The organism is Enterobacter sp. 168J2, assembly GCF_034107265.1.
In the GTDB taxonomy this organism is placed as follows: domain Bacteria; phylum Pseudomonadota; class Gammaproteobacteria; order Enterobacterales; family Enterobacteriaceae; genus Enterobacter; species Enterobacter nematophilus.
The window spans coordinates 750,796-775,502 of sequence record NZ_JAWNEB010000001.1 but is presented as its reverse complement, the minus strand read 5'-3'; the positions used below and the strand labels follow the sequence as shown (position 1 = coordinate 775,502).

20 protein-coding genes and 1 other RNA gene are annotated in these 24,707 nt (G+C 58.2%); 12 read left to right on the top strand and 9 right to left on the bottom strand.

Annotated features, from left to right (window positions below; all coding sequences use genetic code 11):
* Positions 1–22: 22 nt before the first annotated feature.
* On the bottom strand, positions 23–700 hold the full coding sequence (locus USG84_RS03815; protein WP_151413238.1) for a molecular chaperone: 678 nt from the start codon (positions 698–700) through the stop codon (positions 23–25).
* 60 nt (positions 701–760) lie between these two features.
* Entirely contained in the window at positions 761–1,291 is a 531-nt protein-coding gene (locus USG84_RS03810) for a fimbrial protein (protein WP_061098467.1), read from the bottom strand.
* Positions 1,292–1,699: 408 nt separating this feature from the next.
* Here USG84_RS03810 and USG84_RS03805 point away from each other — a divergent pair, with 408 nt between their 5' ends.
* On the top strand, positions 1,700–2,359 hold the full coding sequence (locus tag USG84_RS03805) for a helix-turn-helix domain-containing protein (RefSeq protein ID WP_061098468.1): 660 nt from the start codon (positions 1,700–1,702) through the stop codon (positions 2,357–2,359).
* A 69-nt stretch (positions 2,360–2,428) separates the two neighbouring features.
* On the top strand, positions 2,429–3,058 hold the full coding sequence (locus tag USG84_RS03800) for a helix-turn-helix domain-containing protein (protein WP_151413237.1): 630 nt from the start codon (positions 2,429–2,431) through the stop codon (positions 3,056–3,058).
* Positions 3,059–3,108: 50 nt separating this feature from the next.
* On the opposite strand, the gene USG84_RS03795 is transcribed toward USG84_RS03800, so the two are convergent.
* The 3 genes from USG84_RS03795 to USG84_RS03785 form a co-directional block, all read right to left on the bottom strand.
* Positions 3,109–3,303, bottom strand: coding sequence for a YdiH family protein (locus tag USG84_RS03795; RefSeq protein WP_003857766.1), 195 nt, complete (start codon positions 3,301–3,303; stop codon positions 3,109–3,111).
* A gap of 85 nt (positions 3,304–3,388) precedes the next feature.
* Positions 3,389–3,799: a 1,4-dihydroxy-2-naphthoyl-CoA hydrolase gene (gene menI / locus USG84_RS03790; protein WP_151413236.1), complete on the bottom strand. Its 411-nt coding sequence runs from the start codon at positions 3,797–3,799 to the stop codon at positions 3,389–3,391.
* Positions 3,796–6,852, bottom strand: coding sequence for an FAD-binding and (Fe-S)-binding domain-containing protein (locus tag USG84_RS03785; protein ID WP_320738165.1), 3,057 nt, complete (start codon positions 6,850–6,852; stop codon positions 3,796–3,798). The genes menI and USG84_RS03785 overlap by 4 nt, the downstream gene beginning before the upstream one ends.
* A gap of 198 nt (positions 6,853–7,050) precedes the next feature.
* Between USG84_RS03785 and ydiK the strand changes: the two genes are divergently transcribed.
* Both ydiK and rprA read left to right on the top strand, forming a co-directional pair.
* The gene (gene ydiK / locus USG84_RS03780; RefSeq protein WP_253541656.1) at positions 7,051–8,166 is read left to right on the top strand and encodes an AI-2E family transporter YdiK; all 1,116 of its coding nucleotides are present in this window, start codon (positions 7,051–7,053) and stop codon (positions 8,164–8,166) included.
* 207 nt (positions 8,167–8,373) lie between these two features.
* Positions 8,374–8,481: antisense sRNA RprA (gene rprA, locus USG84_RS03775), an RNA gene on the top strand.
* 5 nt (positions 8,482–8,486) lie between these two features.
* Here the strand turns inward: rprA and USG84_RS03770 are convergent.
* The 3 genes from USG84_RS03770 to ppsA form a co-directional block, all read right to left on the bottom strand.
* Positions 8,487–10,862 (bottom strand): glycoside hydrolase family 3 N-terminal domain-containing protein, encoded by a 2,376-nt coding sequence (locus USG84_RS03770; protein WP_253541653.1) that lies wholly within the window; start codon positions 10,860–10,862, stop codon positions 8,487–8,489.
* A gap of 3 nt (positions 10,863–10,865) precedes the next feature.
* On the bottom strand, positions 10,866–12,266 hold the full coding sequence (locus USG84_RS03765; protein WP_151413235.1) for an MFS transporter: 1,401 nt from the start codon (positions 12,264–12,266) through the stop codon (positions 10,866–10,868).
* Between the two features lie 234 nt (positions 12,267–12,500).
* On the bottom strand, positions 12,501–14,879 hold the full coding sequence (ppsA, locus tag USG84_RS03760) for a phosphoenolpyruvate synthase (RefSeq protein ID WP_028012836.1): 2,379 nt from the start codon (positions 14,877–14,879) through the stop codon (positions 12,501–12,503).
* Positions 14,880–15,214: 335 nt separating this feature from the next.
* Here ppsA and USG84_RS03755 point away from each other — a divergent pair, with 335 nt between their 5' ends.
* The 8 genes from USG84_RS03755 (at position 15,215) to USG84_RS03720 (ending at position 23,756) form a co-directional block, all read left to right on the top strand.
* Entirely contained in the window at positions 15,215–16,048 is an 834-nt protein-coding gene (locus USG84_RS03755; protein ID WP_028012835.1) for a pyruvate, water dikinase regulatory protein, read from the top strand.
* Positions 16,049–16,200: 152 nt separating this feature from the next.
* Positions 16,201–17,247, top strand: a complete 1,047-nt coding sequence (gene aroH, locus USG84_RS03750) for a 3-deoxy-7-phosphoheptulonate synthase AroH (protein ID WP_253541651.1) — start codon at positions 16,201–16,203, stop codon at positions 17,245–17,247.
* 619 nt (positions 17,248–17,866) lie between these two features.
* The gene (hemP, locus tag USG84_RS03745) at positions 17,867–18,055 is read left to right on the top strand and encodes a hemin uptake protein HemP (RefSeq protein WP_151413273.1); all 189 of its coding nucleotides are present in this window, start codon (positions 17,867–17,869) and stop codon (positions 18,053–18,055) included.
* A gap of 72 nt (positions 18,056–18,127) precedes the next feature.
* Positions 18,128–20,110: a TonB-dependent hemoglobin/transferrin/lactoferrin family receptor gene (locus tag USG84_RS03740; protein ID WP_253541648.1), complete on the top strand. Its 1,983-nt coding sequence runs from the start codon at positions 18,128–18,130 to the stop codon at positions 20,108–20,110.
* 35 nt (positions 20,111–20,145) lie between these two features.
* Positions 20,146–21,174 carry a hematinate-forming heme oxygenase ChuS gene (gene chuS / locus USG84_RS03735; RefSeq protein WP_151413234.1) on the top strand — a complete coding sequence of 343 codons (1,029 nt, stop codon included), beginning with the start codon at positions 20,146–20,148 and terminating at the stop codon, positions 21,172–21,174.
* The gene (locus USG84_RS03730) at positions 21,171–21,992 is read left to right on the top strand and encodes a heme/hemin ABC transporter substrate-binding protein (protein WP_151413233.1); all 822 of its coding nucleotides are present in this window, start codon (positions 21,171–21,173) and stop codon (positions 21,990–21,992) included. Before chuS ends, USG84_RS03730 begins: the two co-directional genes overlap by 4 nt.
* Positions 21,992–22,984, top strand: a complete 993-nt coding sequence (locus USG84_RS03725; protein ID WP_151413232.1) for a FecCD family ABC transporter permease — start codon at positions 21,992–21,994, stop codon at positions 22,982–22,984. The genes USG84_RS03730 and USG84_RS03725 overlap by 1 nt, the downstream gene beginning before the upstream one ends.
* Positions 22,977–23,756, top strand: a complete 780-nt coding sequence (locus tag USG84_RS03720; RefSeq protein ID WP_151413231.1) for a heme ABC transporter ATP-binding protein — start codon at positions 22,977–22,979, stop codon at positions 23,754–23,756. Before USG84_RS03725 ends, USG84_RS03720 begins: the two co-directional genes overlap by 8 nt.
* On the opposite strand, the gene USG84_RS03715 is transcribed toward USG84_RS03720, so the two are convergent.
* Positions 23,723–24,646 (bottom strand): LysR family transcriptional regulator, encoded by a 924-nt coding sequence (locus USG84_RS03715; protein ID WP_061098481.1) that lies wholly within the window; start codon positions 24,644–24,646, stop codon positions 23,723–23,725. The genes USG84_RS03720 and USG84_RS03715 overlap by 34 nt on opposite strands.
* Positions 24,647–24,707: the final 61 nt, after the last annotated feature.

Below are 24,707 nucleotides of genomic sequence, written 5' to 3'. Positions count from 1 at the left end.
GGGACATCTGGCACAATGCGAATTACAGGGTGGCGTTATGCACATTTCCGGTGCCGCCGTAATCATTAATTATTTTGAACGTTACCGAACTGCCGGTAATACCTTTCGGCAAATCAAACCGTGCGCTAGCGCCGGGAAGTACATAGGTTACGTCCTCCAGTTTTTTACCGTTGACGCGGATTTCATTGAAATTCATTACCACGTTCGTTGGGTTAGTGACCTGGATTTGATTCCCGCTACGCTGCCAGGTTAATTTATCTGCCAGATCTTCAGGAATGACCCCTTTCAGCGCCGCTGGACGATAGATCAACTTAATGCGGGTTTTTACCGCAATTTGCAGCGTGTTATCTTTTCGCGATGCCGCCGGAATAGATTTGATATTTAGCCAGTAGAGCGACTCTTTATCTTCGGCCACTGGGCCTGTCAGTACAATACGTTCCACGTTCTGCTGGCCTTTATCCAGTCGGTAGAGCGGTGGCGTAATAATAAAAGGTGTTTTCTCAGCACTTCCGCTTTGCGATTCCACCCACGACTGAATTAAATATGGTGCTGTGTCGGGGTTAGTGACGCTAATAGAAGACTCCTTTTTATTGCCATCATAAATAACGCGCGTTCCACCGATGACCACACCAGCAGTGGCTTCAGAAATACCGGCTAAAAGAAATACGCAGGCAATGAAAGTTTTACTCAGAAAATACATTTTATACCTCAATAACAAAGGGGCCGACAGACGGCCCCCCAATGGTTTCCGTCAAGAAAATCAGTTGTAGACAACGGAGAAGTTAGCCACGGAATTTGCAGGTCCGGCGGTTACCGCTGATGCAGTGGATATATACTGCGCGTAAAAATTCAGCGTATTATCCATCGTACTGCTGAGCACATAGGAATAACTGTTGCTGCCGTGTAACGGCAGATCGACCTTATCCGCCGACATCAGGTTAATTGCTACCCCTGTTGCAGCCCCAGCCACTGACGAATCAATTGCCAGCAGGTTGGCATTGGTTGGATCCGGCGTGCCGTCGAAACGGACTTTTGCGTTAGTCACCGTAACTGGACAGTTTTTCAGTACAATATCAAATCGTGTTGCAGCCGTTCTGGAACCCGCAGCCGGGAATTCCGTTTTATTATAATCACCCAGCACTACCACCTGGTTCTGAGAAGCCACATCGACATCGCAGGCAGAATCAAGAATATTACCGTTAAAATTAACGGTACCTGCCGCTGCGAACGTATTTGTCATGGTCAGTACAGAACCGGCTGCAAACATTGCCATCATTAATTGCTTTTTCATAATGCTCTACCCTGTATCACTTTATTTATTACTGAGATTCGTGCAGCAGAAAGCCGATAAAAAACCTCTTCAGATTTTTTATTTCCCAATAAATGGGATAAGGCGTTTCTCACTGATTGGTCAAAATTTATATAATTATTTTCGTGAATACAACTTTTTGATGGTCTAGCTGTAGACTGGAATTTAACGAAAAAGCAACATTTACTTCAGGGGAATCTTATCTGTTATTGCGCCAGGTCTATTATTAGACTCGCCTCACTTTTTCTTTTTATTCAACTGGTTAGATTTCAAGAGTGTCTTGGTCTACTTTTAGACCTCGCTGAAATATTCCCTGAGTTCTTCATTTTTAAGATAATTCTCTTCGCAGATCAAAAAATGATCACACATGAAGTCGCTGTGAGGTAACTTATGAATACGCGTTTAACCACCCCACTGAATAATAACGAATCCTCCGTTCTGGATTTAAAACCGTTCTCCCATATAGACATGCTGATTAAACATGTGTTGCCAGCGGCCAACAGAATGATCATCAGTCGTGGTGAAACCGTCCATTATTATAAAGATGATGTTCGGCAGTGCTTTTTGCTTATCCAGGGCAGCGTGGCGCTTCATCGCCGGGGTGACGGCATTGTGTTAAATTCTGAATGTGCGCCTTTTATTCTGGGCGTAAGCAGTCAATTCTCCTCTGAACATCTGTACGTCAGGGCGCTGGAGACCGCGGAAATCGCCCGCGTGTCGCTGGAAAGCTTTAACCAGATTGTGTCGCAACATGATTTATGGGAGCACTTTTCAAAGCTGCTTATTTATACCGCCTCGCGGGTATACGAGCATTGCGCGCAAATATCGCAAATGTCTGCCTACGATATCATCCGGTTCCAGCTTGTTGAGCTGATGCAGGAGCCGGACGCCATACGGCAAAATACGACGGCGGCAGCCTACATCAAAAGCCGGACGTATCTTTCACGTAGCGGAATTATGCGTATTCTGGCGGAATTGCGTACCGGGAAGTACATCACCATGGAGCGCGGCGTTCTGCTTGAAATTCACCATTTACCGCGAAAATATTGATTGCCACCGTGCCTGTACGGGCGAGAAACGCTATAATTAGCCAGGTTATTTTTAAGGTTACCGGCTACCATGTCCCTTCCAGAAACGTCTCACCGCGGCTCGCCCTACGCACAAGAGCTTATTTCTCACTTACTGCCTGATTGTACAACGCGACGCACCGCTCGCGGTGAGCGGCTCGATCTTCAGATCGACGGTCAGGGAATGTGCTATTTAATTCTTGAGGGAACGGTCGCTATCTACAGAAGAAGCGACGACATGATGCTCTCCACGGCCCGCAGCCCCGCCCTGTTCGGTCTCGCTAATCTGACAGATATTTATTTCAATGATTACCTGAAGACCGTTAGCCCGTGCCTGATAGGCACGCTCACCACCGGGCGGGTGAATGAAATTATCAAGGAAAAGGCGCTGTGGGGGCTGCTCTCGAAACAACTTATGTTTGTATATAGTCGTCTTTATAACAACGTGATGCCGCAGGGCGCGCCGACGGCGTATGAGATGATTCGCCAGCAGCTGATAAAGCTGATGGAAGAAGATGAAAGCTATCGCAGCAGCGTGACGGCGGAAAGGTATATTCGGGAGAAAACCCAGCTCTCCCGCAGCGGCGTGATGCGTATTCTGGCGGATTTAAAAACCGGCGGCTTTATTGAAATAGAAGAAGGCCGACTCATCAGGATCAACAAGCTTCCCGCCCGCTACTGAATTCCGGGCACAAAAAAGGCCGCACTCGCGGCCTATTCAACAACACTCACTCAATGGACGTGAACGCCCAACCGCCAGGCAAAGTAGATCTCTTCTTTCAGCTCATTCGAAGAGAGCGCCAGCAAATCCGTGAACTCCAGCTCAAGCTGTTTCAGCTTTTTCAGGTATTGCGCCGGAGACAGGTTGCTCTTATCGCGACGTAAATATTCAATTGCCAGCTGTGTTGGGGTTATTTCAGTATCCATGATGTCCTCGCTTATGTACAAATCCTGACCAGTATATCACATCGTGCTGGCTAGTTTTTGACCAAAGGCAATTCATCTGAAAACTTTACACGACCGCCGTCGTCAGCCGCGACGAGCAGCACAGGCGATCCTGCTCGTCGAGAATATCAATCTGCCACACCTGGTGGCGGCTGCCGGCGTGCAGCGCGCGGCAGATACCGCGCACGCGTCCGCTGCGCACCGAGCGAATGTGGTTGGCATTCACCTCAAGCCCGACCACCTTCTGTTCGCCTTCGGTGCAGAGATATCCCGCAACGGAGCCCAGGGTTTCCGCCAGCACGACGGAGGCCCCGCCGTGCAGCAGGCCAAACGGCTGATGGGTGCGACTATCGACAGGCATCGTCGCCTCCAGATCGTCGTCCCCAATGCGGGTGAACTGGATATCCAGCAGCCCCACCATATTCCCCTCGCCCATGGCGTTCAGCGCCTGCAGCGTGACGGCACGTTTCCAGATCATCCAATTATCTCCAGTAAAGCCTGTAATGGGTGGCGTACGCCGTTAACCTCTACCCGTTTGACCTGGCTGCGGCAGGAGTAGCCCGTCGCCAGACAGCGGTTTCTTGGCAATCGCTGCATCGCCTGATGCCAGGAGAGCTCATAGATGCCGAGCGAGTTGGCGTGGTTTTTCACCTCGTGGCCGTAGGTGCCCGCCATGCCGCAGCAGCCCACGCTGACGCTCTCCAGCTTCGCGCCGAAGCGCGCAAAAATAGACGCCCACTGCGCCGGGGCGCCGGGCAGCGCCGTCACCTCCGTACAGTGGCCGAACAAATACCACGGTTCACCGCTAGCCTCCTGAATGGCCTTCTCTTCCAGAGCTGCCGGCAGCCACTCGTGCACCAGCATGACGTGGAAATCGCCGCGCTTATCACCCAGCGTCTGCTTGTATTCATCGCGATAGCAAAGCACCAGCGCCGGATCGACGCCGACCATCGGCATTCCAAGTTCAGCGATCCGGTTGAGAAAATCAGCGGTTTTTTGCGCCGTTTTCGCAAAGCGGTTCAGGAAGCCTTTAATGTGCTGTGCCTTGCCGTTTGGCGAGAACGGCAGCACCACGGGCTGATACCCCAGTTTTTCAGCCAGACGGATGAAGTCAGCGACCACCTGCGCGTCGTAATAGCTGGTAAACGGATCCTGAACCACCAGCACTACATTCGCTTTTTGCTCAGGAGTAAGCGCTTCGAGCTGTTCCAGGGTCATGTTCGCCGAGCGGTGGCCGACGAGCTGGCGCTGCAGCGACGGCACCGACAGCAGCGGCAGATCGACCATGCCGATGTGTTTTTCGGAGAGCTTGCGCACCAGCGGCTGATTAATAAAGAAGTTAAAGGTCTTCGGCGCGCGCGCCATCAGCGGCGCGTAGCTTTCTACCGTCGCCACCAGATGGTCGCGAACCGGGCGCAGATAGCGGGTGTGGTAGAGCTGCAGGAAGCGCGAGCGGAATTCCGGCACGTCGATTTTAATCGGGCACTGGGTAGAGCAGGCTTTACAGGCCAGGCAGCCGGACATCGCCTCTTTCACCTCGTGGGAGAAATCATATTCGCCCTTGTTGGCATGCCAGCTGTTGCGGGTGCGCTCAATCAGCGAGCGCAGGCTGGCCCGTTTTTCCGGCAGCTCCTGCTCCAGCTTCAGGGGATCGACGCCGCGGTCCGCCAGCAGACGCAGCCACTCGCGCACCAGCGTCGCACGCCCTTTCGGCGAGTGAATGCGGTTGCTGGTGATTTTCATTGACGGGCACATTGGGCTTTTCACGTCGAAGTTAAAGCACAGGCCGTTGCCGTTACACTCCATCGCGCCGCGCCAGGACGAGCGCACCGCAATCGGGATCTGTCTGTCATACGTGCCGCGCTTCACGGCATCCACCTGGAGCATCGGCGCGTCCACGCCTTCAGGCGGGCAGATTTTCCCCGGGTTGAGGCGGTTATCCGGGTCGAACGCCGCCTTCACCTTGCGCAGCTCCGCGTAAAGCTGTTCCCCAAAGAAGGCCGGGCTGTATTCCGCGCGGAACCCTTTCCCATGCTCCCCCCACAGCAGACCGCCGTATTTGGCGGTCAAGGCCACCACGTCGTCGGAGATCTGCTTCATCAGGATCTCCTGCTGCGGGTCGCACATGTCCAGCGCCGGACGCACGTGCAGTACCCCGGCATCCACGTGGCCGAACATGCCATAGCTAAGGCCGTGGCCGTCCAGCAGGGCGCGAAACTCCACGATATAATCCGCCAGATGCTCAGGCGGCACGCAGGTGTCTTCGGCAAACGGAATCGGCTTCGCCGCCCCTTTCGCATTGCCGAGCAGGCCCACGGCTTTTTTACGCATGGCGTAAATACGCTCGATACCGGCCAGATCGTGACAAAGCTGCCAGCCAATCACGCCGCCTTCGCCTTGAGCAATAAGCTCATCCAGGCGCTGACAGAGCGTCGTCACCTGGCTTTCAATCAGCTCCGCGTCATCACCGGCAAATTCCACGATGTTGAGGCCAAGCATCTCTTTATCCGGCACGTCGGTAATCAGCTCGCGCACGGAGTGCCAGACGATATCTTCCCGCGCCAGGTTCAGCACCTTCGAGTCGACGGTTTCCACCGACAGCGCCTTCGCGTCCACCATAAACGGCGCATTGCGCAGCGCGGAGTCGAAGGAGTCATATTTGACGTTCACCAGGCGACGCACCTTCGGCAGGCGGGTGATATCCAGCCGCGCCTCGGTAATAAACGCCAGCGTCCCTTCGGAGCCGGTCAGCACACGGGTTAAATCAAACTGCGTCAGGTCGTCGTTAAAGACGTGGCGCAGATCGTAGCCCGTTAAGAAGCGGTTCAGTTTGGGGAATTTGTCGAGAATCAGCTGGCGGTTGTCGCGGCAGCGCTCCAGCACGGTGCGGTAGATGCGCCCGCTGGCGGTATTGTCTTTACCCAGCGTTTCCGCCAGTTCGACCGGCATCGGCTGGGTATCAAGAATGTCGCCGCCTAACAATACCGCCCGCACGCCCAGCACGTGATCGGAGGTTTTGCCGTAGACCAGCGACCCCTGCCCGGAGGCATCGGTGTTGATCATTCCCCCGATGGTTGCACGGTTGCTGGTGGAGAGTTCTGGGGCAAAAAAGTAGCCGTAAGGCTTGAGGTACTGATTAAGCTGATCTTTGATCACGCCCGCCTCAACCCGCACCCATCCCTCTTCAGGGTTGATCTCAATGATGCGGTTCATATAGCGCGACATATCAATAATGATGCCCTGGTTCAGCGCCTGGCCGTTGGTTCCGGTGCCACCGCCGCGCGGCGTGAAGACCAGAGAGGCAAACCGCTCCTGCGTTGCCAGCCGGGCGATAAGCGCCACGTCGGCCGTTGAACGAGGGAAAACAACCGCATCGGGAAGAAGCTGGTAGATACTGTTATCGGTTGCCATCGTCAGCCTGTCGGCATAGTTCGTGGCGGTATCACCTGTAAAACCCTGTTGCTCCAGTGCCTGCAAAAAATTAAGCACCAGCTGAACGACGCCAGGTGCCTGAGAAATCTGTGGGATCATTACTGTCGACCCTAATTAGAGTTGTGGGAATCGTTTGCGTGTATCTTAAAAGTTTTATCACATTTTTTTCTTATAATCTCTGCTGAATTACAGGCAGAATTCGCCTGTCAAAAACCGCTGATATCGCTAATGATTAGAGAAACGCGGTTTTCCATTCCCGCCAGACGTACTGGCGTTCTTTTAAGGAAAGTTTCATTTATGGTCAATCTTCGCCAGCCCAGGGATGTTGCGCAAATTCTGCTGTCGGTGCTGTTCCTGGCCCTCATGATTATTGCGTGTCTGTGGATTGTTCAACCCTTTATTCTCGGCTTCGCCTGGGCTGCGACCGTTGTCGTCGCCACGTGGCCTTTGCTGCTGCGCTTGCAGAAGCTGCTGTTTGGCCGCCGCGGCCTGGCCGTGCTGGTGATGACGCTGCTGCTGTTCCTGCTGTTTATTATTCCGATTGCGCTGCTGGTAAACAGCCTTGTCGACTCCAGCGGCCCGGTGATCCGCGCCGTGACCAGCGGCGACCTGACGCTGCCGGACCTCGGCTGGCTGAACAGCATTCCGGTCGTGGGCGCTAAACTTTACAGCGGCTGGCATAGCCTGCTGGAGATGGGCGGCAGCGCGCTGATGGCGAAAGTGCGCCCGTATATTGGCACCACCACCACCTGGTTTGTCGGCCAGGCCGCGCATATCGGCCGCTTTATGATGCACTGTACCCTGATGCTGGTCTTCAGCGCTCTGCTTTACTGGCGCGGTGAGCAGGTGGCTTTAGGCGTTCGTCACTTTGCCACTCGCCTCGCGGGAAAACGCGGTGATGCCGCGGTTCTGCTGGCCGCGCAGGCCGTGCGCGCGGTCGCCCTGGGCGTTGTGGTGACGGCGCTGGTGCAGGCGGTGCTGGGCGGTATTGGCCTGGCGATTTCCGGCGTGCCGTACGCCACCGTCTTTACCGTGGTCATGCTGATGACCTGCCTTGCGCAACTGGGGCCGCTGCTGGTACTGGTTCCGAGCATTATCTGGCTCTACTGGACGGGTGATACCACGTGGGGAACGGTTCTGCTGGTCTGGAGCTGCGTGGTTGGCACCATGGATAACGTGATTCGCCCAATCCTAATCCGCATGGGCGCAGACCTGCCGCTGATCCTGATCCTCTCCGGGGTTATCGGCGGACTGATTGCCTTCGGGATGATCGGCCTGTTCATTGGCCCGGTGCTGCTCGCCGTCACCTGGCGTCTGTTCTCCGCCTGGGTTCATGAAGTGCCGCCGCCGGGAACCGACCCGGACGCGATCCTGAGCGAGCTGGAAGAGCTGGAAGAGAAGAACACGCAGTAAGTTTTTGCCGGGTGGCGCTAACGCTTACCCGGCCTTAACTGTTTCACGCAATACTTAAATACTGCTAAAGTATTTATTCGTTACGCACTGGTCAGACCCGCCATTTCAGCATTAAGTCCGCTATTATCCTCAAGAAATCTTTACGTCTCTTTAACTATTGAGACGAATCCGATCGACGCTAAAAATTACAATGCCTACTATTAGCTCACGGTTATAAATCAACACCTTGATTTATAAGCATGGAAATCCCCTGAGTGAAACAACGAATTGCTGTGTGTAGTCTTTGCCCATCTCCCACGATGGGCTTTTTTTTATCCTGACTACGCGCGCTTCACGTCACAGGCGCTGAGCATCCGCCACTCCGCTGGCAGCACCCGGGTTTCCCCTGTCACATTGACCGTCACCGCCTCGCGGATATCCGCCGACGATGCGCCAATTTGAATTTCAAACTCGCCCGGCTCAACGACGCGCTGGCCGTCGCGACGGGTGAAGTTGAACATATCAACCGGCAGCGTGAAGGTGAGCGTGGCGGTTTCGCCCGGCGAGAGCGTAACGCGCTGGAAGGCCTTAAGCTCCTGAAGCGGGCGCACCTGACTGGCGACCTTATCCCGCACGTAGACCTGCACGACTTCGCTGCCGCTGCGCTCACCGGTATTGGTGATATCCACGCTCAGCGTCACCTCACCGTCGACCAGCACGCTGCTTTCAGCGACGCGGGCAGTGCCCCAGCTAAACTGCGTCCAGCCGAGGCCGAAACCAAACGGGTAACGCGCGCCGAAATGGAACGCAAACGGTGTGCCGCCGCTTTTCAGCTTGTGGTTATAGTAGAACGGCATCGCCCCGGCGCTTTTCGGCACGCTGACCACCAGCCGGCCCTGCGGCTCCGCGCGACCGGTTAACACATCGGCAATCGCCCAGCCCCCTTCCTGCCCCGGTGCCCAGGCCATCATCAGCGCGGCAACCTTATCTTCCAGCCCCTGGAGGTTGTACGGGCGCCCGCCGGTCATCACAACAATTACCGGTTTGCCGGTGGCGACCAGCGCCTCCAGCAGCCGTTGCTGCACGCCGGGCAGATTCAGGGAATCGGTATCGGAGCCTTCCCCTACCGTGCCGCTCTGGAACAGCCCGGCGAGATCGCCCACGCAGGCCACCACCACGTCACTCTCCTGTGCGGCGCTGACCGCCTCGGGGATAAGTGCGGTACTTTGCGAAACAGGAGACTGCTGCATTGGCTTGCCGCCGCTGTCGCCGGGGAAGACCGGCGCGCCCGCCATCCGTTTTTCGATAATGTGGCACCCTTTCGCGTAGCGCACGTTCGATGCACCCAGGTACTGCTCCAGCGCCGCGCGCGGGGTCGTCACCTGCGAGGTCTCCTCAACCATATCGCTGATGATCAGATGCACCGGGAAGCTGTAGCCGCTGAGTAACGCCAGCGGATCGTCTGCCGTCGGCCCCACCACCGCCGCGCGGGGTTTACCGTTCAGCGGCAGAATACCGTTGTTTTCCAGAAGCGTGACCGATTTTGTCGCCACCTCCCGCGCCGCCTGGCGGGTCATCTCATTTTGCAGATCGATGCCGTTTTCATCGGCATACGGGTTCTCGAACAGGCCGAGGCGGAATTTTTCGGTCAGCGTACGCGCCACGATCTCATCCACCTTCGCCATGGAAATCAGCCCGCGCTCAACGGCGTCTGCCAGATGCCTCGCGCAGTCGTCTTTCGGCAGCTCAACGTCCAGCCCGGCGTTAAAGGCAAGCGCGGCGGACTCCGCTGCGTCGTGGGAAATCCCGTGGTGCTGGTGCAGCAGGCTGACGCCGCCGTAGTCCGCCACAATAATGCCGTCGAAGCCCCACCTTTCGCGCAGGACAGTGGTCAGCAGGAAGCTGTCGCTGTGCCCCGGCTGGTTATCAATGTCGTGGTAGGCGGGCATGACCGAACCGGCGTTTGCCAGCTTGACCGCCATTTCAAACGGCAGCAGGAAGGTGTCGTTCAGCTCGCTGAAGCCCAGATGAACCGGGGCGTGGTTGCGCGCCCCTTCGCTGAACGAGTGGCCTACGTAATGCTTGAGCGTCGCCAGCAGATCGCGCTTGTCGCCCTGCAACCCTTTCACGTAGGCGGTTGCCATCACGCCCACCAGCCAGGGATCTTCCCCGAACGTCTCTTCGGTTCGCCCCCAGCGCACGTCGCGGGAAACGTCCAGCACCGGGGCCAGCCCCTGCTGGCAGCCGACGGAACGCGCCTCTTTACCGATCTGCTCCGCCGCGCGCTGCACCAGTTCAGGGTCCCAGGTGGAGCCGTAGTTCAGCGAGGACGGGAACAGCGTGGCGTCTTTGCACAGCAGCCCCACCAGGCATTCTTCATGGAACAACGCCGGAATGCCGAGCCGCGTCTCTTCCATCATCATGCGCTGCAGGCGGTTAGCGGCGCGCACCCCGGTTTTCGCGTCAACGATGTGGGTGCCGAGCGGACGGGTGATCTGCCCGACGCCCAGCTTTAGCCGTTCGCTCAGCGCCGCCTGCTCGCTGACGCCGGCGAACTCATCGCTGAGGTCGCTGCGCTCCCGGTGGTTGCCGTTTTCATCGAGGATCAGCCAGTAGGCGTGCATCTGGGCGAACTTCTCTTCCGGGGTCATGCGCGCCAGTAAATCGGCGACGCGCTCGTGCACGGGACGTCCCGCGTCCTTATAGATAGCAGTCATATTTTACTCCTGTAGTGCGGAAGGGGTTGCCGGGCCGAGCTGCCCCGCGTCGGGTCTTACCTCACGCTTGCTGGCCAGCTCCCGGGCGATGGAATCCACCAGCCGGCTGTTGAGCTTGTAGATGGAAAGCAGCGCCACCATGCAGAGGAACAGCGCGCACGGAATAAGGGTGAACAGCGCGTTAATGGTGGAGAGCACGTGCGGCGCCTGGGCTGCCTGGCCCGGGGCGTAATCCACCATGCCGAGCACCCAGCCGACCACCGCCCCGCCCAGCGCAAGGCCAAACTTGATGGCGAACAGCGCGGTAGAGAAGACCAGCCCGTCCAGACGGCGGCCGCTGCGATGCTCTTCGTAGTCGACCACATCGGAGAACATGGTCCACTGAAGCGGCGTAGTGAGGTTTTGAATAAAGCTAAAAACGATGTTAAGGCCAAAGATCAGCCACACCTGCGAAGGCGGCAGGAAGAAAATCAGCGCGCCGAAAATGACGAAGGAAATTATCGTCCACTGATAGGCGCGTACGCGGTCAAATTTACCCAGCAGGCGTTCAGATAATAACGCGCCGCTTAACGAGGCCACCATTCCGGAAACAATAAAGGCAAAAACCAGCTCCGGGCGCAACAGCACATAGTTAACGTAATACATGGTGGCAGAGCCGCGCGTCACCACCGCCGTTAACAGCAAAATATTAAACACGAACACAATGCGCCACTGGCTGTTACCGGCCAGCAGTTTTAAATCGGTGAGCATGGAGCCGGAGGTATCATTGCGCGGGGAATAACGCTCGCGGGTCATCAGGAAGCAGCAGAAGAACAGCACAATCCCCAGCAGCCCCATCAGGCTCATGGCATAGAAATAGCCTTTCTGCACGTTGCCCTGGCCCAACAGTGAGACCAGCGGCAGAGCGATAACCGTCACGATCAGCCCGCCGATAAATGACAGGCCAAAACGCCAGGACTGCAGGGAGTGGCGCTCGCGCGGATCCAGCGTCAGCGCGCCCGGCATGGCGCAGTAAGGCACGTTTATGGCGGAGTAAATCAGACTTAAAATCGCGTAGGTCGCGCAGGCATAGACAATTTTTGCCGTCGGCCCCACGTCCGGTACGTAGAAGGTGATAAGGCAGCTTGCGCCAAAGGGAATGGCGAACCACAGCAGCCAGGGACGGAAACGACCGTGACGCGTCTGGGTGCGGTCAACCAGCGCGCCAATGCACGGGTCGACAAACGCATCCACCACGCGCACCACTAAAAACATGGTACCCATGATCGCGGCAGGCAAACCAAAAACGTCGGTATAGAAATAAGCAAGAAATAACGTGGCCGTTTGCCAGACCAGCGCGCTGGCCATATCGCCTAAGCCATAACCTATTTTATCTTTAGTACGCAATACAGAGGAAAGTGTCATTGTTATTTGCCTTTTTATCAGGTTAAAACGTATTTCAACCAGTTGCGCATCTTCTGAAGGGAAATGCGCAGTAAGGCTCAAGTATTAGCAACGCGTTGCGCACTAACAATTGTCTTAATTAACAGACAAATTATGATATTTGGTTTTTTAGATTATTTGTGATGGGGAGCAAATTAGCGGTGAAATAAAAAAGGCGAGGAATAAAACCCTCGCCTTTTTGCGATCGTGTTGCCGTTACTTGTTCAGTTCCGCCAGGCTCAGCCAGGTTTGCACTACCGTGTCCGGGTTCAGGGAGAGGCTATCAATCCCCTCTTCCATCAGCCAGGCGGCAAAGTCTTCATGGTCGGATGGACCCTGACCGCAAATCCCGACGTATTTACCCTGCTTCTTCGCCGCGCGGATGGACATGGAGAGCAGCGCTTTCACCGCCTCGTTACGCTCGTCGAACAGCTCGGAGACCACGCCGGAGTCGCGGTCCAGGCCCAGCGTCAGCTGCGTCATGTCGTTCGAGCCGATAGAGAAGCCGTCGAAGTGCTCCAGGAACTGCTCGGCCAGCAGGGCGTTGGACGGGATCTCGCACATCATGATGATCTTCAGCCCGTTTTCGCCGCGCTTCAGCCCCTGACGCGCCAGCTCGTCCACCACCGCTTTCGCCTGATCCACGGTACGCACGAACGGGATCATGATTTCGACGTTGGTCAGCCCCATGTCGTTGCGCACGCGTTTCACCGCCTCGCACTCCAGCGCGAAGCAGTCGCGGAAGCTGTCGGACACGTAGCGTCCGGCCCCGCGGAAGCCCAGCATCGGGTTCTCTTCTTCCGGCTCGTAGCGCTCGCCGCCCACCAGGTTAGCGTATTCGTTAGACTTAAAGTCAGACAGGCGGACGATCACGCGTTTCGGGTAGAACGCCGCGCCCAGCGTGGCGATCCCTTCGGTCAGGCGGCCAACGTAGAACTCTTTCGGCGAGTCGTAGCCTTTCATCATCTCGCGGATTTCGTTCTGCAGCTTCGCGTCCTGGTCGTCAAACTCCAGCAGCGCGCGCGGGTGAACGCCGATCATACGGTTGATGATGAATTCCAGACGCGCCAGGCCAACGCCTTCGTTCGGCAGGCAGGCGAAGTCAAACGCGCGGTCCGGGTTGCCGACGTTCATCATGATCTTCAGCGGCAGATCCGGCATGGTATCCACGCTGGAGCTCTTCACGCTGAAGTCAAGGATATCGGCGTAGACGTAGCCGGTATCGCCTTCCGCACAGGAGACGGTCACGTTCTGGCCGTCCTTCATGCGCTCGGTAGCGTCACCGCAGCCGACAACCGCCGGGATCCCCAGCTCGCGGGCAATGATCGCCGCGTGGCAGGTACGGCCGCCGCGGTTGGTGACGATGGCCGAGGCTTTCTTCATGATCGGTTCCCAGTCCGGGTCGGTCATGTCGGTCACCAGCACGTCGCCTGGCTCAATACGGTTCATCTCGCTGATGTCGTGGATCACCTTGACCGGACCAGCACCGATGCGGTGACCGATGGCGCGGCCTTCCGCCACGATTTTACCCTGCGCGTGCAGCGTATAACGCTCCATCACCTGGCCGCGAGAGCGAACGGTCTCCGGGCGCGCCTGAACGATAAACAGCTTGCCGGTGTTCCCGTCTTTCGCCCATTCGATATCCATCGGGCGGCCGTAGTGTTTTTCAATCTGCACCGCCTGCTTCGCCAGCTCCTGCACTTCGGCGTCGGTCAGGGAGAAGCGGTCGCGCTGCTCCTGCGGCACATCTTCAATCTTAACCTGCTTGCCGTGCTCCTGGGTTGGGGCATAGATCATGCGGATTTTTTTCGAGCCCATGGTGCGGCGCACCACCGCCGGACGGCCCGCAGCAAGCGTAGGCTTGTGGACGTAGAACTCGTCAGGGTTCACCGCACCCTGCACCACCATCTCACCCAGGCCCCATGCGGAGGTGATAAACACCACCTGGTCGAAGCCGGATTCGGTATCAATGGAGAACATCACGCCGGAGGAACCCACGTCCGAACGCACCATGCGCTGCACGCCCGCGGAGAGCGCCACGCCGCGATGGTCGTAGCCCTGATGCACGCGATAGGAGATGGCGCGGTCGTTGAACAGGGAAGCAAACACGTGCTTCACCGCCACCAGCACGGCATCGTAGCCCTGAACGTTCAGGAAGGTTTCCTGCTGCCCGGCAAACGACGCGTCCGGCATGTCTTCTGCGGTCGCGGAAGAACGCACGGCAAAGGAGGCCTGCGCGTCGTCAGCGGAGAGCTGGTTGTACGCGTCATGGATAGCTTTTTCCAGTTCCGGCTGGAAAGGTGTGTCGATGATCCACTGGCGGATCTGCGCCCCGGCTTTAGCAAGCTCGGTGACGTCATCAATATCCGTTTTATCCAGCAGGTCGTAAATGCGCTGGTTTACACCGCTCTGGTCTAAAAACAGGTTAAACGCGTCGGCGGTCGTGGCAAACCCGTTTGGTACGGAGACACCCATACCGGACAGATTTGTAATCATTTCACCCAGGGAGGCATTTTTGCCCCCAACTCTGTCTACATCATTCATGCCGAGTTGGTTATACCAAAGCACCAGCGGTGACGAGCCATTGTTGGACATCGAAACAATCCTTTTGTGATATTTGATCGGAGTAAGTAACACCTGACTACGTATTTATACTGGCATAATTATTTGCGCTAAAAAAACGGTGAATCGTGTAAGCAATTTAAATTTTCAACTTTTCGGATAGTTTCCCACCAGCCAATAAGCTGATGATTCCTCTATATTCAGCCAGAAACCACAAAAATAAAGCCGCTATTTGAAAAATGAAATCCGCTTTTCAGGAAAACCAAAAACATCATTTCATTTTAAATTCAGATAACTTCTTTGCTGTGCAATTAACTTTTTTAATTTATGCTTTCAGACAATTACGTATGATATTCAGGGTGGGTAAAATGGATAATGCTGTCGATCGTCACGTTTTTTATATTTCTGATGGTACGGCGATCACCGCCGAGGTGCTGGGCCACGCGGTGATGTCGCAATTCCCCGTTTCGATTAACAGCATCACGCTGCCGTTTGTGGAAAATGAGAGCCGCGCCAAAGCGGTGAAGGACCAGATTGACGCCATCTTCCAGCAGACCGGCGTGCGCCCGCTGGTGTTCTACTCCATCGTTATTCCAGAGATTCGCCACATCATTCTGCAAAGTGAAGGCTTCTGCCAGGATATCGTGCAGGCGCTGGTGGCCCCGCTCCAGAGCGAGCTGAAGCTTGACCCGACGCCTATCGCCCACCGCACCCACGGGCTGAACCCCGGCAACCTGACCAAGTACGACGCGCGTATCGCCGCCATCGACTACACCCTGGCGCACGACGACGGGATCTCGCTGCGCAATCTCGACCAGGCGCAGGTGATTTTGCTCGGCGTGTCGCGCTGCGGCAAAACGCCGACCAGCCTCTATCTGGCGATGCAGTTTGGCATCCGCGCCGCAAACTACCCCTTTATTGCTGACGATATGGATAACCTGGTGCTGCCCGCTGCGCTCAAGCCGCTGCAGCACAAGCTGTTCGGCCTGACAATTAACCCGGAACGTCTCGCGGCGATCCGCGAAGAGCGCCGCGAGAACAGCCGCTACGCCTCGATGCGCCAGTGCCGCATGGAGGTTTCCGAAGTGGAGGCGCTGTACCGCAAAAATCAGATCCCGTGGCTGAACAGCACGAACTATTCGGTAGAAGAGATCGCCACCAAAATTCTCGACATCATGGGGCTTAACCGCCGCATGTACTAATATGCTAGTACATTAGCTCAGATTCATGTATCATCCATTTCAACAGCGGGGCGGTGTCGCCCCGAACTTGAAATCAGCAGGGATTGGTTTAATGTGATGCCCATCACTTCCCGGTAGTCTGCCGATGAAGCACAAATTTTCTGAGACACGTCATGAATAAAACCGATGAACTCCGCACGGCGCGCATAGACAGCCTGGTCACCCCGGCTGAACTGGCCGAGCGGCACCCCGTTTCCGCCGCGGTCGCGGAACATGTGACGGCCTCCCGCCGCCGCATTGAAAAAATCCTCAATGGTGAAGACAAGCGTCTTCTGGTAGTGATTGGACCCTGCTCCATCCACGATCTGGATGCCGCGATGGATTATGCAAAACGCCTTCAGGGGATGCGGGATAAATACCAGCATCGCCTTGAGATTGTGATGCGCACCTACTTTGAAAAACCGCGTACCGTGGTGGGCTGGAAGGGGCTGATTTCCGACCCTGACCTTAACGGCAGCTATCGCGTGAACCACGGCATTGAGCTGGCGCGCAAGCTGCTGCTGCAGGTCAACGAGCTGGGCGTGCCGACGGCCACCGAGTTTCTCGATATGGTGACCGGGCAGTTTATCGCCGACCTGATCGGCTGGGGCGCGATTGGCGCGCGCACGACCGAAAGCCAGATCCACCGCGAGATGGCTTCCGCCCTCTCCTGTCCGGTCGGCTTTAAAAACGGGACCGACGGCAACACCCGAATTGCGGTGGATGCGATCCGCGCCTCGCGTGCCAGCCATATGTTCCTCTCGCCGGACAAGAGCGGCCATATGACCATCTACCAGACCAGCGGTAACCCGTATGGGCACATCATTATGCGCGGCGGGAAGAAGCCTAATTACCATGCACAAGATATTGCGGCAGCCTGCGAAACGCTGGCCGAATTCGACCTGCCGGAACATCTTGTGGTGGATTTCAGCCACGGCAACTGCCAGAAGCAGCATCGCCGCCAGCTGGACGTTTGCGATGAGGTCTGTCAGCAGATCCGCAGCGGCTCGACCGCCGTTGCCGGGATTATGGCCGAAAGCTTTATCAAAGAAGGCACGCAGAAAATCGTTGCCGGGCAGCAGATGGTATATGGCCAGTCTATCACCGACCCGTGCCTGAGCTGGGAAGACAGCGAGCTGCTGCTGGAGAAGCTGGCGGCTGCGGTTGATTCTCGCTTCTGATGTTATTGTCGGGTGGCGCCCTTCTCCCTCTCCCACGGGGCTGAGGGATCCCCACAAATTAATGCGAGCAGTGAACAATCCCCTCGCCCCTTTGGGGAGAGGGTTAGGGTGAGGGGCACATACGGCGGTAGTGGTCATTCCGTTCACTTTACGTTCCTTGCTACTCTGTTACGACAGGACCAGTGAACGTGCCAGGGTGGCTCAGTCGCCACCACCCTGGCGACCCGGGCTCCCGGCGGTAAATCGCCGCTTCGCGGTACCCTCGGCTTATTCCTTTCGGCTTATCGGGGACGGGCGGAGGTAACGTCCATGTAAAGCCCGCCCTCTCGGCGCATCCATGCGCCTCGCCCCGGCCTGCAGGAAACGCCTCAGCGATTTACAGCCGGACCAGGGCGTCGCTGCAAGCCATTCATTTTCCTGAAGCAACGTTCATCGCTTCGGGTAGAGAAATTACTGGGGATTCCTCAGCCCACGGGGAGAGGGTTGGGGTGAGGGGATCAGGCCGCACCTCCCCCTAAATTTGATCCCGTCACACAATTTTCACAAAAACGCTTGCCGTGAAATTGCAGTTTATTGATAATGATTATCATTGTTACATTGATTGTTATTTATAAACATGATGTCACCTACGGATAACAGCGCGGCAACGCCAGCTAAAACACACACAGCACCGTCCCCTACCCCTACCGATCGTCGCATCGACAGCAAAACTTTGCTGGGTGATGAGGGCCGGGTGATTATCGAGCATGACGGCCAGCACTACCTGCTGCGCCAGACGAATGCCGGAAAATTGATCCTCACAAAATAAACCAAAACTTTCGCCAGCCACCCAGATGATCCCCAGGCAGCCAGCGCTTTCGATACTTTATGGAGAGTTGCTATGCCACACCTGCATACCGCACGTTTACGCCCGTCCCTTCTGGCGCTGGCGATTGTCAGCACCCTGCCGGGCGCCGCGTTTGCTGCCGCAGATGAAATCACCGTCACCGCCACGGGCAACGCCCGTAGCGCCTTCGAAGCCCCTATGATGGTGAGCGTGATTGACGCCACCGCCCCGGAAAAACAGACCGCCAGCTCTGCCGCCGATCTGCTGCGCAACGTGCCCGGCCTGACGCTGGACGGCACCGGCCGCACCAACGGTCAGGATGTTAACCTGCGCGGCTACGACCGCCGCGGCGTGCTGGTGCTGGTCGACGGCGTGCGCCAGGGTACCGACACCGGGCACCTCAACAGCACGTTCCTCGATCCGGCGCTGATTAAACGTATTGAAGTGGTGCGCGGTCCGTCTGCTCTGCTCTACGGCAGCGGCGCGCTGGGTGGCGTCATCTCCTATGATACCGTCGACGCCAAAGATCTGCTGGAACCGGGCAAAAACAGCGGATACCGCGTGTTTGGTACCGGCGCGACGGGGGATCACAGCCTCGGCCTCGGGGCCAGCGCCTATGGCCGTACCGATACCCTGGACGGCCTGGTGTCGTGGTCCAGCCGCGACCGCGGCGATATCCGCCAGAGCGACGGTGCGACGGCGCCGAACGACGAATCTATCAATAACATGCTGGCGAAAGGCAGCTGGAAAATCGACCAGGCCCAGACGCTGAGCGGCGCCCTGCGCTACTACAACAACGCCGCGCAGGAGCCGAAAAACCCGCAAACCGCTGATGCCAATAGCAGCAACCCGATGACCGACCGGTCCACCATTCAGCGCGATGCGCAGGTTGGCTACCACATTGCGCCGGAAGGGTACGACTGGCTGAACGCCGATGCGAAGGTTTACTGGTCCGAAGCGCGCATTAATGCCCAGAACATCGACAGCACCGGCGAGTTCCGCAAGCAGACCACCAAAGGCGGCAAGGTGGAAAACCGTACCCGCCTGTTCAGCGACTCCTTTGCCTCTCACCTGCTGACCTACGGCGGAGAATATTATCGTCAGGAGCAGCGTCCGGGCGGGGCCACGACCGGCTTCCCGGAGGCGAAAATCGACTTCAGCTCCGGCTGGCTGCAGGATGAAATCACCCTGCGCGACCTGCCCGTTACCCTTCTGGGCGGCACGCGCTATGACAACTATCGCGGCAGCAGCGAGGGCTACGATGACGTCAATGCCGATAAGTGGTCTTCCCGGGCGGGATTAACCGTCAGCCCGACCGACTGGCTGATGCTGTTCGGATCTTACGCGCAGGCCTTCCGCGCGCCGACCATGGGCGAAATGTATAACGACGCCAAACACTTCTCCATCGGCCGGTTCTACACCAACTACTGGGTGCCTAACCCGAACCTCCGCCCGGAAACCAACGAAACGCAGGAGTTTGGTTTCGGCCTGCGCTTTGACGACCTGATGCTCGCCAACGACGCGCTGGAGTTTAAGGCCAGCTATTTCGATACCAAAGCCAAAGACTACATCTCCACCACCGTCAATTTTGCCGCGGCGACCACCATGTCGTACAACGTTCCCAACGCCAAAATCTGGGGCTGGGACGTGATGGCAAAATACTCGGCCGATCTGTTTAACCTCGACGTGGCCTATAACCGCACCCGCGGGAAAGATACCGATACCGGGGAGTACATCTCCAGCATCAACCCGGACACCGTCACCAGCAAGCTGGACGTTCCGGTGGCGCAAAGCGGTTTCTCCGTGGGCTGGATCGGCACCTTTGCCGATCGTTCAACCCACGTCAGCAGCAGCTACAGCAAGCAGCCGGGCTATGCGGTTAACGATTTCTACGTCAGCTATAAGGGTCAGGAGCAGCTCAAGGGCGTCACCACCACGCTGGTGCTCGGCAACGCCTTCGACAAGGAGTACTGGTCTCCGCAGGGTATTCCGCAGGACGGTCGTAACGGCAAGATTTTCGTAAGCTATCAGTGGTAATTCCCTTCGGGGCCACTCTTCAGAAGGATAAGACAATGCATCACTACACACGCTGGCTTGAGCTAAAAGAAGAACATCCGGGTAAGTATGCGCGAGACATCGCCGGGTTAATGAACATCAGCGAAGCGGAGTTGACCTTTGCGCGCGTGGGCCATGACGCCTGGCGACTGCGCGGCGAAATCCGCGATATCCTGGGCGCGCTGGAAGCCGTGGGTGAAACCAAGTGCATCTGCCGCAACGAGTATGCCGTTCACGAGCAGGTGGGCAGCTTCACCAACCAGCACCTGAACGGCCACGCCGGGCTGGTGCTGAACCCGCGCGCGCTGGATCTGCGCCTGTTCCTTAACCAGTGGGCGAGCGCGTTTCACCTCAGCGAAACCACCGCCCGCGGCGAGCGCCAGAGCATTCAGTTCTTCGATCGTCAGGGCGATGCGGTGCTGAAGGTCTACACCACGGACAACACCGACCTCGCCGCCTGGGGCGACGTGCTGACCCGCTTTATCTTTGCCGATAACCCGCCGCTTGAGCTGAGCGCCGGGGATGCCCCGACTCACGCCGAAAACGCGGATGCCGCTCTGGTGGACAAGGAGTGGCGCGCCATGACCGACGTGCATCAGTTCTTCAGCCTGCTCAAACGCCACAACCTCAGCCGCCAGCAGGCGTTTCGCCTGGTGGGCGACGACCTTGCCTGTAAGGTGGAGAACAGCGCGCTGGCACAGCTGCTGGAAGCGGCACGCCAGGACGGCAACGAAATCATGGTTTTCGTCGGCAACCGCGGCTGCGTGCAGATCTTCACCGGCGCGGTGGAGAAAGTCGTGCCGATGAAAGGCTGGCTGAACATCTTTAACCCTGCCTTTACTCTGCATCTGCTGGAGGAGACGATCGCGGAGAGCTGGGTGACGCGCAAGCCCACGGCTGACGGTCACGTCACCAGCCTGGAGCTGTTTGCCGCCGACGGCACGCAAATCGCCCAGCTTTACGGCCAGCGTACCGAAGGCGAGCCGGAGCAGAGCCAGTGGCGCAGCCAGATTGATGCCCTGACGCCAAAAGGGCTGGCCGCATGAAAACGTGGTTAGCCCTGCTGAGCGCCCTGCCTCTGGTGACGTTTGCCGCCGCGCAGGAGAAAATTGTCGCCCTTGGCGGCGACGTGACCGAGATTGTCTATGCGCTTGGCGCGCAGTCTTCGCTGGTCGCACGCGACAGCACCAGCCAGTGGCCGCAGGCGGCAAACGATCTGCCTGACGTGGGGTATTTACGCCAGCTTAACGCCGAAGGCATTTTGTCCATGCGCCCCACGCTGGTGCTGGCCAGCGACCAGGCGCAGCCGTCTCTGGCGCTGAAGCAGGTCGAACAAAGTCACGTCAGGGTGGTAACCGTTCCCGGCCGCAACGACCTGAGCGTCATTGACGAAAAGGTTCGCGTTATTGCCGACGCCACGCACCGTGAAGCCGAGGGAGAAGCCCTGCGCCACACGCTGCGTCAGGCGCTGGCGGCTCTGCCCACCGCGCCCCTCAACAAGCGGGTGCTGTTTATCCTCAATCACGGGGGAATGACCGCGATGGCCGCCGGGCAGCAGACCGGCGCAGACGCCGCCATCCGTGCCGCCGGGCTGCAGAACGCGATGCAGGGATTCACCCGCTACCAGCCGCTGTCTCAGGAAGGGGTCATTGCCAGCCAGCCCGATCTGGTGGTGATTTCGCAGGACGGCGTGAACGCGCTGGGCGGCGAGGAAAACCTCTGGAAGCTGCCCGGTCTGGCGCAAACCCCGGCGGGACGAAACAGGCAGGTGCTGGCGATTGATGATATGGCGCTGCTGGGCTTCAGCGTGCGAACGCCGGATGCCATCCAGAAGCTGCGCGCCAAAGCGGAGCAACTGCCCTGATGTCCCGGCGGATCGCCTTGTCGCTGTGGATGCTGGCCGCGATCCTGAGCATCATGACGCTCACCGCGACCGGGTTTGGGGCACTGCACCTGCCGGTCAGCCTGCTGTGGAGCGGCAGCGATGAGGCCATGCGTCAGATCTGGCTTACCATTCGTCTGCCCCGCGTGCTGCTGGCGCTGGTGATTGGTGGAGCGCTGGCGCTGGCCGGCTGTGTGATGCAGGGGCTGTTCCGCAACCCGCTGGCGGACCCGGGGTTGCTGGGGATCAGCAGCGGCGCGGCGCTGGCGGTGGCGCTGTGGGTGGTCATTCCCGCCGCTTTACCTGCCCTGCTGATGCTGTATGCCCCGATGCTCGCGGCGTTCCTCGGCGCGCTGGCCGCAACCGTCATTATCTTCCTGCTCAGCCAGCAGCGTCACGGCTCCCTGTCCCGCCTGCTGCTGGTGGGGATCGCCATCAACGCCCTGTGCGGCGCGGCCGTCGGGATGCTCTCATGGCTCAGCAACGATGCCCAGCTTCGCCAGCTTTCCCTCTGGGGAATGGGCAGCCTCGGGCAGGCGCAGTGGTCCACCCTGCTGGCGGTAACGTCGCTGATGGTGCCCGCGGTGCTGATTATCTGGCGGCTGGCCGGCCCGCTCAACCTGCTGCAGCTGGGCGATGAAGAGGCGCACTATCTCGGGGTGGATGTCGCGATGGTACAGCGGATCCTGCTGCTGTGCAGCGCCCTGCTGGTTGCCGCGGCGGTGGCCGTCAGCGGCGTGATCGGCTTTATTGGCCTTGTGGTGCCGCACCTGATGCGCATGTGGCTGGGGGCCGACCACCGGGCCGTCGTTCCCGGCTCGGTGCTGGCCGGCGCGCTGCTGCTGCTGGTTGCCGACACGCTGGCGCGCACCCTGGTCTCACCGGCGGAGATGCCCGTCGGGTTGTTGACCAGCCTTCTCGGCGCGCCGTGGTTCCTGTGGCTTATCTTTCGTCGCGGAGGTACGCATGGCTGAACGCTATTGTGCAGAAAGCATTTTCTTTCACGCCGGGCAGCGGACGCTGATCGACGATGTGTCGCTTACCCTCTCTCAGGGTGAGCTGGTCGCCCTGATTGGCCCAAACGGTGCCGGGAAATCGACGTTATTGCGGCTGCTTACCGGCTATCTTAAGCCCGCAAGCGGACGCTGCACTCTGGCCGGCACGCCGCTTGCGGACTGGCCGCCGGATACCCTCGCCCGCTACCGGGCGGTGATGCGCCAGAATACACAGCCCGGATTCGACTGGCCGGTAGAAGCGGTGGTCGGTATGGGACGCGCCCCCTGGACTCGCTCCCCTGAAGCGTCGGTGGTTGAGGAAGTGATGGCGATAACGGGCTGTATACCGCTGGCGGGCAGACGCTATTCGACGCTCTCCGGCGGCGAGCAGCAGCGGATCCAGCTCGCCCGCGCGCTGGCCCAGCTCTGGTGCGACGGAGCACCGCGCGGCTGGCTGTTTCTTGATGAGCCCACCTCCGCGCTGGATCTCTACCACCAGCAGCATCTGCTGCGCCTGATGAAATCCCTGACCCGTCGGGGTCATCTCCACGTCTGCGTGGTGCTGCACGATCTCAACCTGGCGGCGCTGTGGGCGGATCGCATTCTGCTGTTGCACAGCGGCAGGCTGGTCTCCAGTGGCGCGCCGGAGGACGTGCTGCAGGCCGGGACGCTGGCGCGCTGGTACGGCGCGCAGGTGCGCGTCGGCAGCCATCCGGATCACCCCGTACCGCAGGTATTTCTCGCCCCCTGAGCGGGCTGGTAAAAATCCTTCAGCGTTTCCAGCAGGGCATGCGCCGCTTTAGAGAGCTGCGTGTGCCCAGGATGGATCGCTCCGATACACTTTTCTATGGGCGGGTTATCCAGCGGAATACAGACCGCGCCCAGTGCCGTCATCTGCGCTTCGCAGAGCGCCGGTACGGCGCTGCCGCCCAGCCCGCTGGCGACCATGCGCCCTACCGTCACCAGCTGATGGCTCTCCAGCGCCACGTCCAGCTTTCTGCCGCTTCGCGCCAGCTCCTCCTCCATCATCAGACGTACCGCCGAAGGGCGCTGCAGGGTAATGAAGTCCAGCGTCAGCAGCTCTTCCCAGGCCAGCCGCTTTTTGCCCGCCAGCGCGGAGTCCTTCGGCACAATGGCGACAAACCTGTCGAGCCCCAGCGGCGTAAACAGCAGGTTGTGCGTGGGGGCCGGCTCAAAGGCGATCCCCATCTCAACCCGCCCTTCCCGCACCATCTCAATCACCTGCTCATTGATGACGTCATGCACGGTGACGTTGATCCCGGCGTGGCGATCGCGAAACGCCTTGAGCACCTCAGGCAAGACGTTGGCGGCAAATGACGGCATCGCCGCGACGGAGATTTTGCCGCGCTGCAGGGTAAAGCACTGGTGCATCGCCTCTTCCACATTATCCCAGTCGGCAAGCAGCTGCCGCGCCATCGGCAGAAACGTCTCCCCCTCCTGCGTGAGGGCAACCTTGCGCGTGCTCCGCTGCAGCAGCGGGCCGCCGAGCGCGTCTTCCAGACTTTTAATCGTCAGGCTCAGGGCCGGCTGAGAGAGATTTAAGCGTTCGCTGGCGTGCGCGAAATTGAGAGTGTGAGCTACCGCTAAAAACGCGCGTAACTGTTTGACACTCATTCTCATTTTTCATCCTGTTAACTAATTGAAAAGAATTAGTTAACAGGAAATTAATAAGAAAACCAAA